General features: G+C 58.1%; 9 protein-coding genes and 2 rRNA genes (1 of these 11 only partly in view). 3 read left to right on the forward strand and 8 right to left on the reverse strand.

All coding sequences use genetic code 11. The annotated features are described in order from the left end of the window. From DSM14862_RS16105 to DSM14862_RS16115, 3 genes are all read left to right on the forward strand, one after another. A 23S ribosomal RNA gene (locus DSM14862_RS16105) occupies positions 1-1,615 on the forward strand (it extends 1,219 nt beyond the left edge of the window). A gap of 121 nt (positions 1,616-1,736) precedes the next feature. Then, positions 1,737-1,851: ribosomal RNA gene (rrf, locus tag DSM14862_RS16110) — 5S ribosomal RNA — on the forward strand. Positions 1,852-2,468: 617 nt separating this feature from the next. Continuing rightward, entirely contained in the window at positions 2,469-2,732 is a 264-nt protein-coding gene (locus DSM14862_RS16115) for a transposase (protein WP_243254492.1), read from the forward strand. Between the two features lie 9 nt (positions 2,733-2,741). Here DSM14862_RS16115 and DSM14862_RS16120 read toward each other — a convergent pair whose 3' ends face one another. The 8 genes from DSM14862_RS16120 to DSM14862_RS16155 form a co-directional block, all read right to left on the reverse strand. Beyond that, complete coding sequence (locus DSM14862_RS16120; RefSeq protein ID WP_243254493.1) at positions 2,742-5,846, reverse strand: ABC transporter transmembrane domain-containing protein; 3,105 nt, start codon at positions 5,844-5,846, stop codon at positions 2,742-2,744. 127 nt (positions 5,847-5,973) lie between these two features. Further along, entirely contained in the window at positions 5,974-6,708 is a 735-nt protein-coding gene (locus DSM14862_RS16125) for a polysaccharide deacetylase family protein (protein ID WP_243254494.1), read from the reverse strand. After that, entirely contained in the window at positions 6,705-7,841 is a 1,137-nt protein-coding gene (locus tag DSM14862_RS16130) for a glycosyltransferase family protein (RefSeq protein WP_243254495.1), read from the reverse strand. The genes DSM14862_RS16125 and DSM14862_RS16130 overlap by 4 nt, the downstream gene beginning before the upstream one ends. Further along, a complete protein-coding gene (locus DSM14862_RS16135; protein ID WP_243254496.1) occupies positions 7,838-8,422 on the reverse strand; it encodes a histidine phosphatase family protein in 585 nt (194 codons plus the stop codon). The genes DSM14862_RS16130 and DSM14862_RS16135 overlap by 4 nt, the downstream gene beginning before the upstream one ends. Further along, positions 8,422-9,432 carry a glycosyltransferase family 4 protein gene (locus tag DSM14862_RS16140; RefSeq protein WP_243254497.1) on the reverse strand — a complete coding sequence of 337 codons (1,011 nt, stop codon included), beginning with the start codon at positions 9,430-9,432 and terminating at the stop codon, positions 8,422-8,424. The genes DSM14862_RS16135 and DSM14862_RS16140 overlap by 1 nt, the downstream gene beginning before the upstream one ends. 62 nt (positions 9,433-9,494) lie before the next feature. Further along, on the reverse strand, positions 9,495-10,730 hold the full coding sequence (locus DSM14862_RS16145) for a glycosyltransferase family 4 protein (RefSeq protein WP_243254498.1): 1,236 nt from the start codon (positions 10,728-10,730) through the stop codon (positions 9,495-9,497). After that, positions 10,727-11,950, reverse strand: a complete 1,224-nt coding sequence (locus DSM14862_RS16150) for a glycosyltransferase family protein (RefSeq protein ID WP_243254499.1) — start codon at positions 11,948-11,950, stop codon at positions 10,727-10,729. Before DSM14862_RS16150 ends, DSM14862_RS16145 begins: the two co-directional genes overlap by 4 nt. 11 nt (positions 11,951-11,961) lie before the next feature. Beyond that, positions 11,962-13,242: a nucleotide sugar dehydrogenase gene (locus DSM14862_RS16155; RefSeq protein WP_243254500.1), complete on the reverse strand. Its 1,281-nt coding sequence runs from the start codon at positions 13,240-13,242 to the stop codon at positions 11,962-11,964. Positions 13,243-13,283 lie beyond the last annotated feature (41 nt).

Genomic DNA, 13,283 nt, shown 5'->3' on the forward strand with positions numbered 1-13,283 from the left:
GTAGTGTGACATAGTTCCATGTGTCCTTATCATCCTTCGGGGTGAGTTGGACACAAGGAGCTTTCTGTGAAGCTGGCGCGTGAGCGATCCGGTGGAGAGATCACTAGTGAGAATGATGACATGAGTAGCGACAAAGAGTGTGAGAGACACTCTCGCCGAAAATCCAAGGGTTCCTGCTTAAAGCTAATCTGAGCAGGGTAAGCCGACCCCTAAGGCGAGGCCGAAAGGCGTAGTCGATGGGAACCAGGTTAATATTCCTGGGCCAGATGGAAGTGACGGATCTCGAGGGTAGTTCATCCTTATCGGATTGAATGGGCTGCTTAGAGGTCCCTGGAAATAGCTCCATCGCTAGATCGTACCCTAAACCGACACAGGTGGATAGGTAGAGAATACCAAGGCGCTTGAGAGAACTATGTTGAAGGAACTCGGCAAAATACCTCCGTAAGTTCGCGAGAAGGAGGCCCGGTTTCTAGGCAACTAGAGGCTGGGGGCACAAACCAGGGGGTGGCGACTGTTTATTAAAAACACAGGGCTCTGCGAAGTCGTAAGACGACGTATAGGGTCTGACGCCTGCCCGGTGCCTGAAGGTTAAAAGGAGGGGTGAGAGCTCTGAATTGAAGCCCAGGTAAACGGCGGCCGTAACTATAACGGTCCTAAGGTAGCGAAATTCCTTGTCGGGTAAGTTCCGACCTGCACGAATGGCGTAACGACTTCCCCGCTGTCTCCAACATAGACTCAGCGAAATTGAATTACCGGTCAAGATGCCGGTTACCCGCGGTTAGACGGAAAGACCCCGTGCACCTTTACTACAGCTTCACACTGGCATTAGGCCGAACATGTGCAGGATAGGTGGTGGGCTTTGAAACCGAGACGCCAGTCTCGGTGGAGCCTCCCTTGAGATACCACCCTTGTTCTGCTTGATGTCTAACCGCGGACCGTTATCCGGTTCCGGGACCCTGTGTGGCGGGTAGTTTGACTGGGGCGGTCGCCTCCTAAATCGTAACGGAGGCGCGCGAAGGTTGGCTCAGAGCGGTCGGAAATCGCTCGTTGAGTGCAATGGCAGAAGCCAGCCTGACTGCGAGACTGACAAGTCGAGCAGAGTCGAAAGACGGCCATAGTGATCCGGTGGTCCCAAGTGGGAGGGCCATCGCTCAACGGATAAAAGGTACGCCGGGGATAACAGGCTGATACTGCCCAAGAGTCCATATCGACGGCAGTGTTTGGCACCTCGATGTCGGCTCATCTCATCCTGGGGCTGGAGCAGGTCCCAAGGGTACGGCTGTTCGCCGTTTAAAGAGGTACGTGAGCTGGGTTTAGAACGTCGTGAGACAGTTCGGTCCCTATCTTCCGTGGGTGTAGGATACTTGAGAGGAGTTGCCCCTAGTACGAGAGGACCGGGGTGAACGATCCACTGGTGGACCAGTTGTTATGCCAATAGCAGTGCTGGGTAGCTATGATCGGACAGGATAACCGCTGAAGGCATCTAAGCGGGAAGCCCCCCTCAAAACAAGGTATCCCTGAGAGCCGAGGTAGACCACCTCGTCGATAGGCCAGAGATGTAAGCGTGGTAACACGTTCAGTTGACTGGTACTAATTGCTCGATAGGCTTGATTTGATCCAGTAGAAGCAAGACTTCAACTTATCAATCAAAAGCATACACATACAATCAGTTGTACTTGACTTGGAATTAACAACGCTTTGCGCATCAGCGCAAAGCGCGTGAGGAATTTATTTGGTTTGGTGATCATAGCGCGAGCAAAACACCTGGTCCCATCCCGAACCCAGCCGTTAAGTGCCGTAGCGCCGATGGTACTGCGTCTTAAGACGTGGGAGAGTAGGTCATCGCCAAACCTAATAAGTTCCTCACATCAGTATCTCTCTTACGGTCCCTGGTAATGGACAAAAGACACAGTGGTAAAAAGCACTTGGCCCGGAACTTCTGTCGTAACCGCGCGGTTGATAGCGCATTTCGTGGACGTTGGGCAGTGATTTCGCGTGATCTCGGACAAGCATTTCTCGGCATCGCGGGCAACCATTTCGCGCCCTCGGGCAGGTTGGCTAACAGGCGTCATTGAGTCAGGACGCGACGCCCTCGTCAAGCGGTTTCATCGTAAGCGGTGGCCCGGGGACACGTTGTAGGGTGTGATCAGGAATGCGAGAACGAACCCATCTTAGTAACCACGCCTTTGATACCGCGGTTCACGCGGCCTGATGCCGGCTTATTGTGGCAACGCCCTCCAGTTCCACGGCAGCAATTCATCCAGCTTGTTGATCTTGTGGTCGTGGATGCGGTCGGGAACTGTAGATAGTCTTCGAGCTGCCAGATGCATCTCTGCGCTTCTTGAGGCTGCGGATGGTGATTGAACCGCCCCGGTTTTACCGTAACCGCGCGGTTGAAACCGCCTGCCTGATTTCCGCGTGGTGACTTAAGATACGTGCATAGCGACGTAGCTTATGCGGAGGGTGTCATGCGGTACGAAATTCTTGGTTTCGAGCGACGGCGGCGATGGAGTGATGATGAAAAGCTATTGATCGTTTCGTCTGTTGGGATAGATGGAGCTGCGGTCACGCAGGTAGCTCAGCGCTGCGATGTAAGCAGACAGCAGGTTTACAGATGGTGGCATCAGTTAAAGGCGAAAGGTCTGTGGCCACTGGACGCGGGCGCTTCTTTTCTGTCTGTCGATTTCCGGGTTCCTGAAGTCGCGCTCCCAAGCAGTTTCGATCGCTTCTAGTCGGAGCCTTCATCGCCGATCCAGTGTCCGCGCATCTAGCTCTGTCAAATCCACTCCTTGTTCGACTGCAAACAGCCGGGTTTTCCGCAATGTTTGTTCAGCGCCCGTAAGGTGGCTGGCTACGGAGCGCAGCAGACTTGTTGCCACGGCCGCATCGTTTTCGATCACCGCCAACAACTCCCGCCCGCCGATGCGCAAGAACTTACTGTCTTCGATAGCGACCAGATGCATGGTCCGGTCTTCGTTCATGAGAACGGCGAGATCGCCAATCAGACGACCGGGTTCAATTGTAGACAAAAGGATGTTGGATGTTTCGGATTCTGACAAATACATCCCTGCCAGCCCCGAAACACACAAATAGGCAGCGTCGGCCTTTTGATGGGACTTAAAGATCACCTGCCCGGCCTTTGCTTCATACCATTGCGCGCTGAAGGCCAAGAGGCGTTGCTGCTTGCGGTCCAACCCTTGGAAAAGGTCAGCTTCGGCAACGGTGCGTAGCTTGCGGTTCAAATCCCGGCGCGCATCCTCGTCTAGTGTTTCGTCCTCTGGCGCTTCGCCGTCTATGCGACCGTCTTGGATTTCAACGAAGAGATCGTAGTATTCGGGGTTGGAGAATTTCTTCTCGATAAAGATTTTTGTGGCGTCAGGGAGCAGTTCACTGATCCGCTCCCGCATTCTAGAACGCATGTCACTATCGTGATTGGCCATCGCGTTTTGTAGGATCAGGACATCCGGTTTCTTGATCCCGGCACGGCTGAAAGAAATCCGCTCGCGGAACATAGAGGGGAGGTTTTCGCCCCCTTGGGTCGTGGGCAGATCAAATATGCTTTGTGCGATCAAACCGCGCAGGCCGTGTTCGCTGAGTACGTCGACAACAATGTCTTCAACTTGCTTTTCCTGCGCACCGGCCAGACTTGAAATCCGTCCAAATATCGCATTGCCCAAAACAGTCATCACCGGGAAGTATTTTGCCGGATCGATTGTCTCAAACAGCCCATCCAGTTCAGCGACCATCTGCGCGGCGCTTTCGCGCCGGATATCAAGAATTCGCTCTCTGAAAACATCGCGGAAAGTGGGGCCAATCTGCTCGGCGGAGAATGCGAAGGGGACGGTCAGCAACAGGGCAAAGTCTGCTGGGGGTAGCCCGGCGTCGCCGACCTCGCGTCGCTTTGCTGCGATCTCGCCCAGACGAAGATACAGCTCCTCTGACAGGTTAAGACGCCGGAACAGCGGGTGGTTCAGATCCTCTTTCCCAAAGGTCGCGGTCAGCCCTTCGATCACACCGGCGGAAATCTGAGCCAACTCTTCGACGAGGCCATGTGCACGCAGGATCGTAATGAACTTTTCTTCCTGAGCCAAAGACTCCTGCGGCAGCTTCCGGGTCGGCAAAGCGTAGAGAAGGTTCGTGCCCAAGGGCGATACCGGGCTAAATTTGGCAGGGTCAAAGCTATGTACGATGTCGTTCAGCCCGGCCTCAGCCAGCCGTTCGGCGATCACCGGACGGAGCCGAACAATTGCGTCTGCCAACTCCCGTTGTGAATTCGGGTCGATGCAAAAACTCAAGGCCCGCCGCACCATGAAATCATCAATGCCCATCGCCTCGACCAAGCGAAACCACCAATCGCGGATTTCGTCCGAACTCTTCAAACCGGCAAAACCGGGTTCGATCCAGTCGGTGTCAAATGGGTCGGTGCTGTTGCCTGTAAGCGCGGCTTCCGCCTGCCACAGTGCCACTTCATCCAGCAGGGCGTCGACAGCGACCGGCTTGTTTTTAAACGGCATCAACAGGTTTTCGCCGATGGTTCCCTGAAAGATATAGGGCGTTGAACTGGCATAGCCGATCTTGTTGGCAATGACAGTCTGGTGCAATTCATTCAGCGGGTGCCCGGCGATCAGCACCTCACCGCGCGAGGGGATGACCTCGCGGGTTAGCACATCCGCAAGCGCGAGCGCCGCGGTCTCATTCTGGGTCTTGATCGCGATGCGCGCCCCTCTGGGCATCACAAGGTTGATATCTTCGAGAACTGGAAAGCCATTTTCATTCAGCACCGTGACATCGCGCAGCTCAATATCGCCATCCAGTTGTGGGATCGTGTCGGGGGTACCTTCAAACAGCGCTTCGTCGACGAGTGAATTCTGCGCAAATTTTTCGGTGACGACTTCCCATCTCAGGGACATATCTTGGGTTTGGTTGTAATAGGCAAGCACCTCTTTCCAAGGTGATGACAGGTCTTTATAAGCCGCCAGTGCCGCGACAAGCGCGCCGACGGTGATGTCCCCGGTGATCGCCAGATACCCCCCGACCGAGTAAAAGAAGAACGGGGTCAACTGATTGATGAAGTTGTTGAGAAACTTCATGAAATACTTTTTCTTGTACAACTCCAGCCGGATGCTGAACAAAAACCCAAGACGCATGGAGAAGAGGGACATCCTGTGGCGGGCGCCGCCATTTCTACGGATGTCGCTGACCCCTGCTGCGGTCTCGCCAATCTCGCCGGCCAGTTTGCGCACTTCTTGAATGCGCTCTTTGTTAAGCAAGCTGACTTGGCGCTGCAATTTTGGGATGATCCATGCCTGCAAGGGGATGAGCGCGATGGACACCAGCCCAAACCAAACGCTTTGGGCGAAGAGGAACACCAAAATCGTGAGCATCTGCCCGATTTGAAACACAGGCTGCGACAGCATATCGCCCATCAACCCGCCCATCGGCTCGGCCTCGGAAGTGACCATCGACACCAGCTCGCCTTGGCTGGTTGAGCGAAAGAAGGGGCGGGGAAACATCAGCATCCGCGACAAAAGCTGAAACCGGAACCGCCGCAGCAACCGCTCGGCCAGCACCCCCTTCATTGTGTTGAGCCGCATTTTCAGCAATCCATTCGCCAGCACGGACGATAGGAAGGCGAGACAGAGAACCATGAGGAAATCCACTTGGCTCAGCGTGAAACCCAGCACATCGATATCCGCGCCGGTGCCGCCAATCGCATCGTTGATAATGCGCTTGGGCAACTCCAGAGAGATATAAAGCAAGGGGAACGTCAGCAGGGTGATGGCAAGCAATAGGAGCTGATCCCGCTTTGAGTTTTTCCAGATGAACTGAAAGAGGCTCTTATCCATTAAGGCCATCCGTTATTCTAAGGTCAGAGATGTATAGCGATTTTTTCGGCGCAAGGCATGGCCGATTGGTCAAGCGCTTGGAAAAAGGCCTTAGCTACGAAAATCCAAGGCAGGTCAAGTGGTTCACCTAGAAGTGACTGGGTTTGGCGCCGCCGTCGAGCAGTTCGGCCAAGAACCCCCGCGCAAAGTCCCAGATCGCTTCGTCGTGAACCAGATGGTGCGTGAGAAACCCCAAGGGTTCGGTGCAGTCGGCGCGGCCTTCGCGTCGGTCTTGCAAAAGCGTGACCGTCTTGGCGATGAGCGCCTCAGGGGGGACCAACCCGCCGCCCGCACGCCATGCGATCGGGTCGACATGTGTGTTGATCTGCGTCAGCCCCGCGCAGCGTTCGCGCTTGCGTGGCGTAAAGGTCGAGAGGGCGACATAGCCTTGCGCGGCAAGGCCCGAAGCTACCGTTGCGTCAATCCGGTTCCAAGGCGGGACGAACATCGCCAGCACATCAGGACCGAAAAGCTGGCGCATACGTGCTAATGCGGCCTCGGTTTTGGCGCCTGCACGCGCATCGGGATGACCGAACTCGGCCTTCTTTGCACCAGGGGGGGCTAGGTTTTCATGCGCCCAGCCGTGGACGACCGGCACCATCAAGCGCGTGGCAGCGGCAATTTCGGCAAGCTCGGGCGTAGCTCCCTTGGGGATCACGGCAATATGGACGGGTAGGTCGAGCTCCGCGCTCATGTTCAGCAATCGGTCCAACGCGGGCGTGGGCGCGGTCGCATCGTCGTCGCGCCACCAAATCGGCAGGGTCCGCCCCTCTGTCCGGTAGCGCAATAACTCTGTGCGCAAAGGGGACCAGTCAACTGTCATGGTGCCTGCTCTCGTAGCGACGCCACACGTCGAACTGTCTCCCGCGCACCGTCAAAGCCGTCGGTTGCTGGCGCGCGGTCGGGCGAATGTTCCAAGACGCGAAGAGCGCTCAGGAGGCTATCCGGCGTGAGATCGGCGCTGCGCAAAACTTCGATGCCCGGCAACTTGGCAAGCGCGGTCGCCCTGATGGTTTGCTCAACCTCGGCCCCCGCATCGAAAGGAATGAAGACGGACCTACAGCCTGCCTGCAAGACGTCGATCGCGGTGTTGTATCCGCACATCGAAACGGAGGCCGCAGCGTGATGTAGCAGCGCCCGAAAATCGGGTCGCGTTGCTCCGACGATGACATTGGCGGGCGCGTTTGCGCACAATTGGGCAATGCGTTGTTCTGCCTGTGCGCCACCAACCAATACCCGCCAAACCCGCGCGTCAGACTGCGCAGCGCGCAGTGCCGTTTCGAAAATCTGCGCCCCCACGTCACCGCCCCCTGCGCTGACGATAACCTCGCCTTCGCCAGCCGTTTGGCGGTGGGGTGTTGTATCAGCCGGGGCCATAAACCCTGTGTAGTGCAACTTTGACCGAAGCGCGTCAGGAACCGGCCAAGACGCGTCGAGCGGCATGAATTGCGGATCGGCGTGAACCAGAACCGCATCGTAGTAGCGCGCCAGAACACTATGGGTTTTATCGGCTTTTTGCCGCGAAGAGGGTGGTGCCAGAATGTCGCGCACAGAGGCGCAGATCAACGGACGGTCGGCCAGCTTATCAGCAGCCATTAACACAGCGGTAAACTCGTCCCGAAGGACACGGCGTCCGAAAGGGTAGAGTTCAGTTATCAGCACGTCGGGCCGAATCTTATCGAACTGATGCAGAAGCAGAGCCTTGCGGGCGTTTAGCGTCTCTTGCTCAACCAGTGCGCCACTGTCGTCCAGCAACTGGGTGAAGTTCACCCCATCCGACCGCAGCGGCGAGAGTTGCACCAACGGGACATCGCCACGGTCCAGCACGGGCACCGGCATGCCGCCTGACACCACAGTCGCGCGATGGCCCGCGTCTTGAAGCGCTCGAGCAAGGATCAAGGCGCGTGCCAGATGGCCTGAGCCTAAAAGATGAGTGACGACAATCATCACCTTCATGAGCAACGCGCCACCAAGCGCGTGAAACCGGGCTCTAGCTGCCAGCCGTCTCGCTTTATCTCAATGACATAAAGTCGATTGCGCTTGATCTGAAAGGGCGGGGGACCGGCGAAGTCCCAGCCTGTCGCCTGCGACATCAACACCCGCATCACCCCGATGTGACAGACCGCAACCGCATCTGTCGTCAGCCCCTCGACCCACCGGTTCAGGCGGTTTTTCACTGCGATGAGGCTTTCACCCCCCGGCGGGCAAAACGCCCAGCCCCAATCTTCGATGTGACGAAAACCCGAGGAACCGTCCGCGAAAAGGTCTTCGCCCCGGCTGCCTTCCCATTGGCCAAAATCCATCTCGATAAGTGCGGCGTCCGCCGCAGGAGGGCGGCCACTCACAATTTTGGCGGTTTCCGCCGCACGTGAGAGGGGGCTGGACCAGATGGGGGCGCGATCCCAAGGGGCGGGCAGGTGCAACTGCTGCAATTGCGCCCGCGCAGCATCGTCCAGCGGCACATCTGTGCGCCCCTGTATTCGCCCCTCCCGGTTCCACGCGGTGTGGCCGTGGCGCAAAAGGGCCAGACGGGACATCAGTGGACACCTACACTGGCAAGACCCCGGCGCAGGGTTGTGACGGCAGCGGGCAACAGGTGGTTTTCAGCGACATACTCGCGCGCCGCACGCCCTTTGGTGCGCCGTGCTTCTCGATCGCCCAACTGCCGTGATAGTTCCTTGGCGAGCGCGGCGGGACCGGCTTCTACCGATGGATATGGTTCGGGGGACAACACTTCTCGCACACCCGGTCGGTTCTGGGCCACTATCGGCAGCCCGGCGGCCTGCGCCTCTAGATAGACGAGCCCAAAGGCTTCGTTCACGCCCGGCCAGAACATCAGCGCCGCACGGGCATAGGCTGCGTTGAGGTCCGCAGTACTTAGATTGCCCAAAAACCTAACGTTGTCGCCAAAGGGCGCCATCATCGCCCTGACTTGGCCCTCTGCAGGGCCATCTCCCGCAATCTCAAGTCGCCATGTATCCTTTGGCAGCATCGCAAGTGTTTCGGCAATGATGCGGTAGGATGCTAGTTTATCGCCCTTGCGCATCATACCCACGCTCAAGATCGGCCCGTCTGGGGCAAAGGTTTCAGCGGGCAGGGTGTTGCTGTTCAGAAAGGGCGGCAGGTGAAGCAGGCTCTGCGCTGGTGGCGCGTCTCTTCGCAGGGCTGCTTCATCTCGGCTGGTGAGATAGAAGATGACGTCGGCCAGATCGCAGGCCGCTTCGGCGGCGTTGGCATATTGCGCCCACGGCCCGGTTAACCGCTTGGCCGCGCGTGTCGCTTCGATAAGCAAATAGGGTATGTCCAGTGCCTGCGCGACCGAAGCGCCAATCAGATCAGGGGCTTTGTAGTAGTTGTGGTATGTCACCCAAGCATTCCAGCCCTCAGCATGCCCGCGCGAAATCAGGCCGGGCAGCGCGGCATTGGCATTTGCGATGACCTCCTGTTGCTGCACTGCATTTCCTGCGCCATCGCGACTGCGCAACCTACTGGCGAGTGTGACTGTATGCCCCGCCGTCTCCAGCGCTTGGATCAATGCGCGGGCCATAGAGCGATCTCCCGATGGCACCGGATGATCTGGGGGTTTCATGGGAGCATAAAAAGCGAGGGTCATGCCTCAAGCATCGCATGCAGGCGGTGGTGGAGCTGTGCGATGCCGGGCGCCATGGTGAAATCTTGGATCAAACGCTGATGCGCTGCGTCGGCCAGACGGGGGCCGAGCGACGGGTCCGCGGCGAACTCTGCGATGGTTTGTGCAAGCATCTTGGGGTCGTCGCTGCGAAGTAAACCGTGCTTGCCGTCTTCGATAAACTCCGGAATTGCAGACACCGGCGTGCTTAGAATGGGCAGCTTCTGGCTCGCGGCTTCCATCAGGACATTCGGTAGGCCATCTCGATCACCATCTTCCGCAATCCGTGAGGGCAGCACGAAGAGATCATTGCCGCGCATCGCTTCGATCACCTCCAACTGGTCGCAAGCGCCCTGCCAAGTGATACGGTCTGCGATCCCCCGGTCGGCTGCGCGGCGACGCATTTTCGCATCCAACGTGCCACCGCCAATGTGGGTCCAGTGCCAGTCGAGGCTTTCGGGGAGCAACGCCAGCGCATCAATCAGGTTGTCGAAGCCTTTCTTCTCCACCAGCCGTCCGACCGACATGATCCTGAGCGGGCTGCCATTGGTGCGCGCAGCGCGATCTGCCGGAGCAGGGAAGCGGGAAAGGTCCAAGCCGTGATAAACGAGGCTGACGCGCTTTGCGCTGTCGGCCAGCCCTTGGAGATGCTTCGCGCCGAAATCAGTGCAGGTCGCGCCAAAGGTCGCGCCGTGGTGATCTGGCGACAGCTTTTCGCGCAGTTCCCAATCAGGTGACGTCCAGATGTCCTTGGCGTGGGCCGAAAAGGACCACGGCAGGCCCCGCAAAATCGCGACATAGCGCGCAACGGAGGCAGGCGTATGCAGAAAATGGGCATAGAGCCCGCCGACATCCTGCGCCATTTCATGGGCCATGACACAGGCCTGCCCCCACCGGCGCCGTCGGTTCGCCGTGTCATCGCGGGCCAGATCGCGGGCGTAGGCCTCGGCTGCGGCGTCGAAACCGGGCAAAGAGACTGCCGCGCCCATAGCCAGAGCGACCCGGCGCGGCTCATCCCTAAGGTACTCTGGCAGATAGCGCACCGGCGCTTGCAATCTGGCGTGCAGCGGATGTGACTTGGTGTCGGTGGGGTGGCGGAGTGACCAGATATCTAGATCCAGACCCGCTTCCTCCAGCGCCACAAGTTCCTGCGCGATGAAGGTTTCCGAAAGGCGGGGCCATCCCTTTACGACGACGGCAAGGCGGGGTTTGGTCATTGTGGTCCCATATTATTCATCAGCGCGTCGGCCCGTGCGATCACGGTATCAAGCCCGCCCAGCAGGTCATTCGCGCCTGCCTCAGAAGGTTTGTTCTGCTGCGGCAGATTGCGGATAGCGTCGATCATCGCCCGCGTGGTCATGCCGTCACGGGTTTCTTCCAACATGCGCACCAAGCCCATTTCCTCAGCACGGCTAGCGCGAAGCCATTGTTCCAGACGTGGGGTCGTGCGCGGGACGATGACGGCGCGTTTGTCAAAGGACAGCACCTCGCAAAAGGTGTTGTAGCCACCCATGCTAATTACGCCCTCAGCGCCGACAAAAAGCGCTTCGATGTGCCTGTCAAAACCGGTTGCTGTGACCCGCCCATTCAGTTTGGCCACCCGCGCTTCAAGGCGGTCGCGCAGCTCGCCAGAGAGGAAAGGCCCGTAGACCAGTACCGCTTTCGGCTCTAATGTCGGGTCTTCCTCATAGGCCGACAGGACAAGTGACACCATCGCCGCCCCATCGCCGCCGCCGCCCGGGGTGATCAGGATATAGGGGCTGTCGGGCACTTCGACATCCACTGCGAATTCGCGCCGCAGATATCCGGTCCAATGCATTCTCGAACGCGCGTCTTGGGACAGGGGTAGGCCTTTGGTCGGGTCGTACATCTCGCGCATGCCGTATACCCAGATCTCGTCATAGAGCTCCTCGGCAGCGCGTGTGGCGCCTTTGCGTTCCCATTCGGACGCGAGGGCGGTTGGTTCATCCAGCACGTCCCGCAGACCAAGTACGGTGCGGGTATGCCCGCGTTCGCGCAGCCCTTGCAAAGAGGGGAGCAACTCCCCGCGAAACCCTGTCGGCTCCTTGTCCACCACCAGCAGGTCAGGTTCGTAGCGTTCTATCGCGGCTTGGATCAGACCCGCACGTAGAGAGGTTGTATCCTCGATACCAGCGCCAAGGGTCTGGCTGACATAGCTGCCATCAGACAGTTTCGTCACCCCCGGCAGCCGGATATGATCGACACGCTCGGGAAACGTAAAGCGCCCAGCAACTGGTGAACCGGTAAGGATAATGGCGGATGTCTGGGGGTCGCTTTGGGTAAGTGCCGTGGCCAAGGTGCGTGAACGCCGCAGGTGGCCTAGTCCGAAAGTGTCGTGGCTGTAGAACATGATCCGGCGCGGCCGCATGTTCTTACGGTGTTGTTGGGCAGCTTCTTGTTCCGCGCGTTCGTCCATATCCACCGCCCTTAAAGCCGCAAGTCACTACCGGATTTTCCGAAAATACCCTTGATGTCAAACAATACCGCTCCGGATTTCCCCAGATTGCGCAGAGCATCGGAGCCCATCTCGACAAATTCCTTATGCCCCACCGCCACGACCACAGCATCATAAACGCCGTCTTCGGGTGTCTCTATGCCGTTGACACGGTGTTCAGAGGTTAACCTGTCTGCCCCTACCCAAGGATCATATACGTCGACGCCCACGGAATAGGCGGCAAGCTCGGACACGATATCGGCCACCTTCGTGTTGCGGGTGTCAGCGCAGTTTTCCTTAAAGGTGTAGCCTAAGACCAAAACCCGCGCGCAGCGCACGCCGATGTCGCGGCTCAGCATCGCTTTCACGAGCATCTGCGCCACATGGGCGCCCATCTGATCGTTGATACGCCTGCCTGCGAGGATAACTTGGGGGTGATAGCCCAACTGCTCCGCACGGTAGGTCAGGTAATAGGGATCAACCCCGATGCAATGTCCGCCCACCAGACCGGGGCGGAAGGGTAGGAAGTTCCACTTGGTGCCTGCCGCCTCAAGCACCTCTAATGTATCAAGGCCAAGTCGCGAAAAGATCAGCGAGAATTCATTGACCAGCGCGATGTTCAGATCACGTTGGGTGTTTTCAATGACCTTGGCCGCTTCCGCAGTCGCAATAGATGACGCGCGGTGAAGCCCGGCTTTGACCACTGGCGCATAGATCGCCTCGACACGGGTAAGGGTCTCAGCATCCTGCGCGGCGATGATCTTGACAACATTCTCCATCGAATGTTCGGCATCGCCGGGGTTTACCCGTTCGGGGCTATAGGCCAGTTTGATCTGGCGTCCGGGTTCAAGCCCGCTGCCAGCAGCGAGGGCTGGCCCGCAAACCTCCTCGGTAACACCAGGATAAACCGTGCTTTCCAAAATTACCAAGGCACCATCGGTCAGATGGGGGGCAATGGTGACACAGGCGTTCAGGATCGGGTTAAGGTCCGGCGCCTTGGCGTCGGTGATCGGAGTTGGGACGGCAATGATAAAAACGCTGCATCCCGCAAGATCCGCAGCCGTATGGGTGTAAGTGGCGGAACTGGTTGCGACAGCGTCGTCAGAAACTTCGCCGTTGGGGTCACGGCCCTCGCGCAACGCAGTGACCGTTGCGTTGCTCGTATCAAAGCCGGTAACATCGAATCCGTTTCTGGCCAGCGCCAGCGCCAGCGGCAGACCAACATAACCAAGGCCCAGAACAGCAATTCGGGTATCAGTAGCATCGCGGAGCAACGGTGTATCCTTGGGATTGTATCAGTCCGGGCCGCGCGCAG

Source organism: Sulfitobacter indolifex (genome assembly GCF_022788655.1).
GTDB classification, from domain to species: Bacteria; Pseudomonadota; Alphaproteobacteria; order Rhodobacterales; family Rhodobacteraceae; genus Sulfitobacter; species Sulfitobacter indolifex.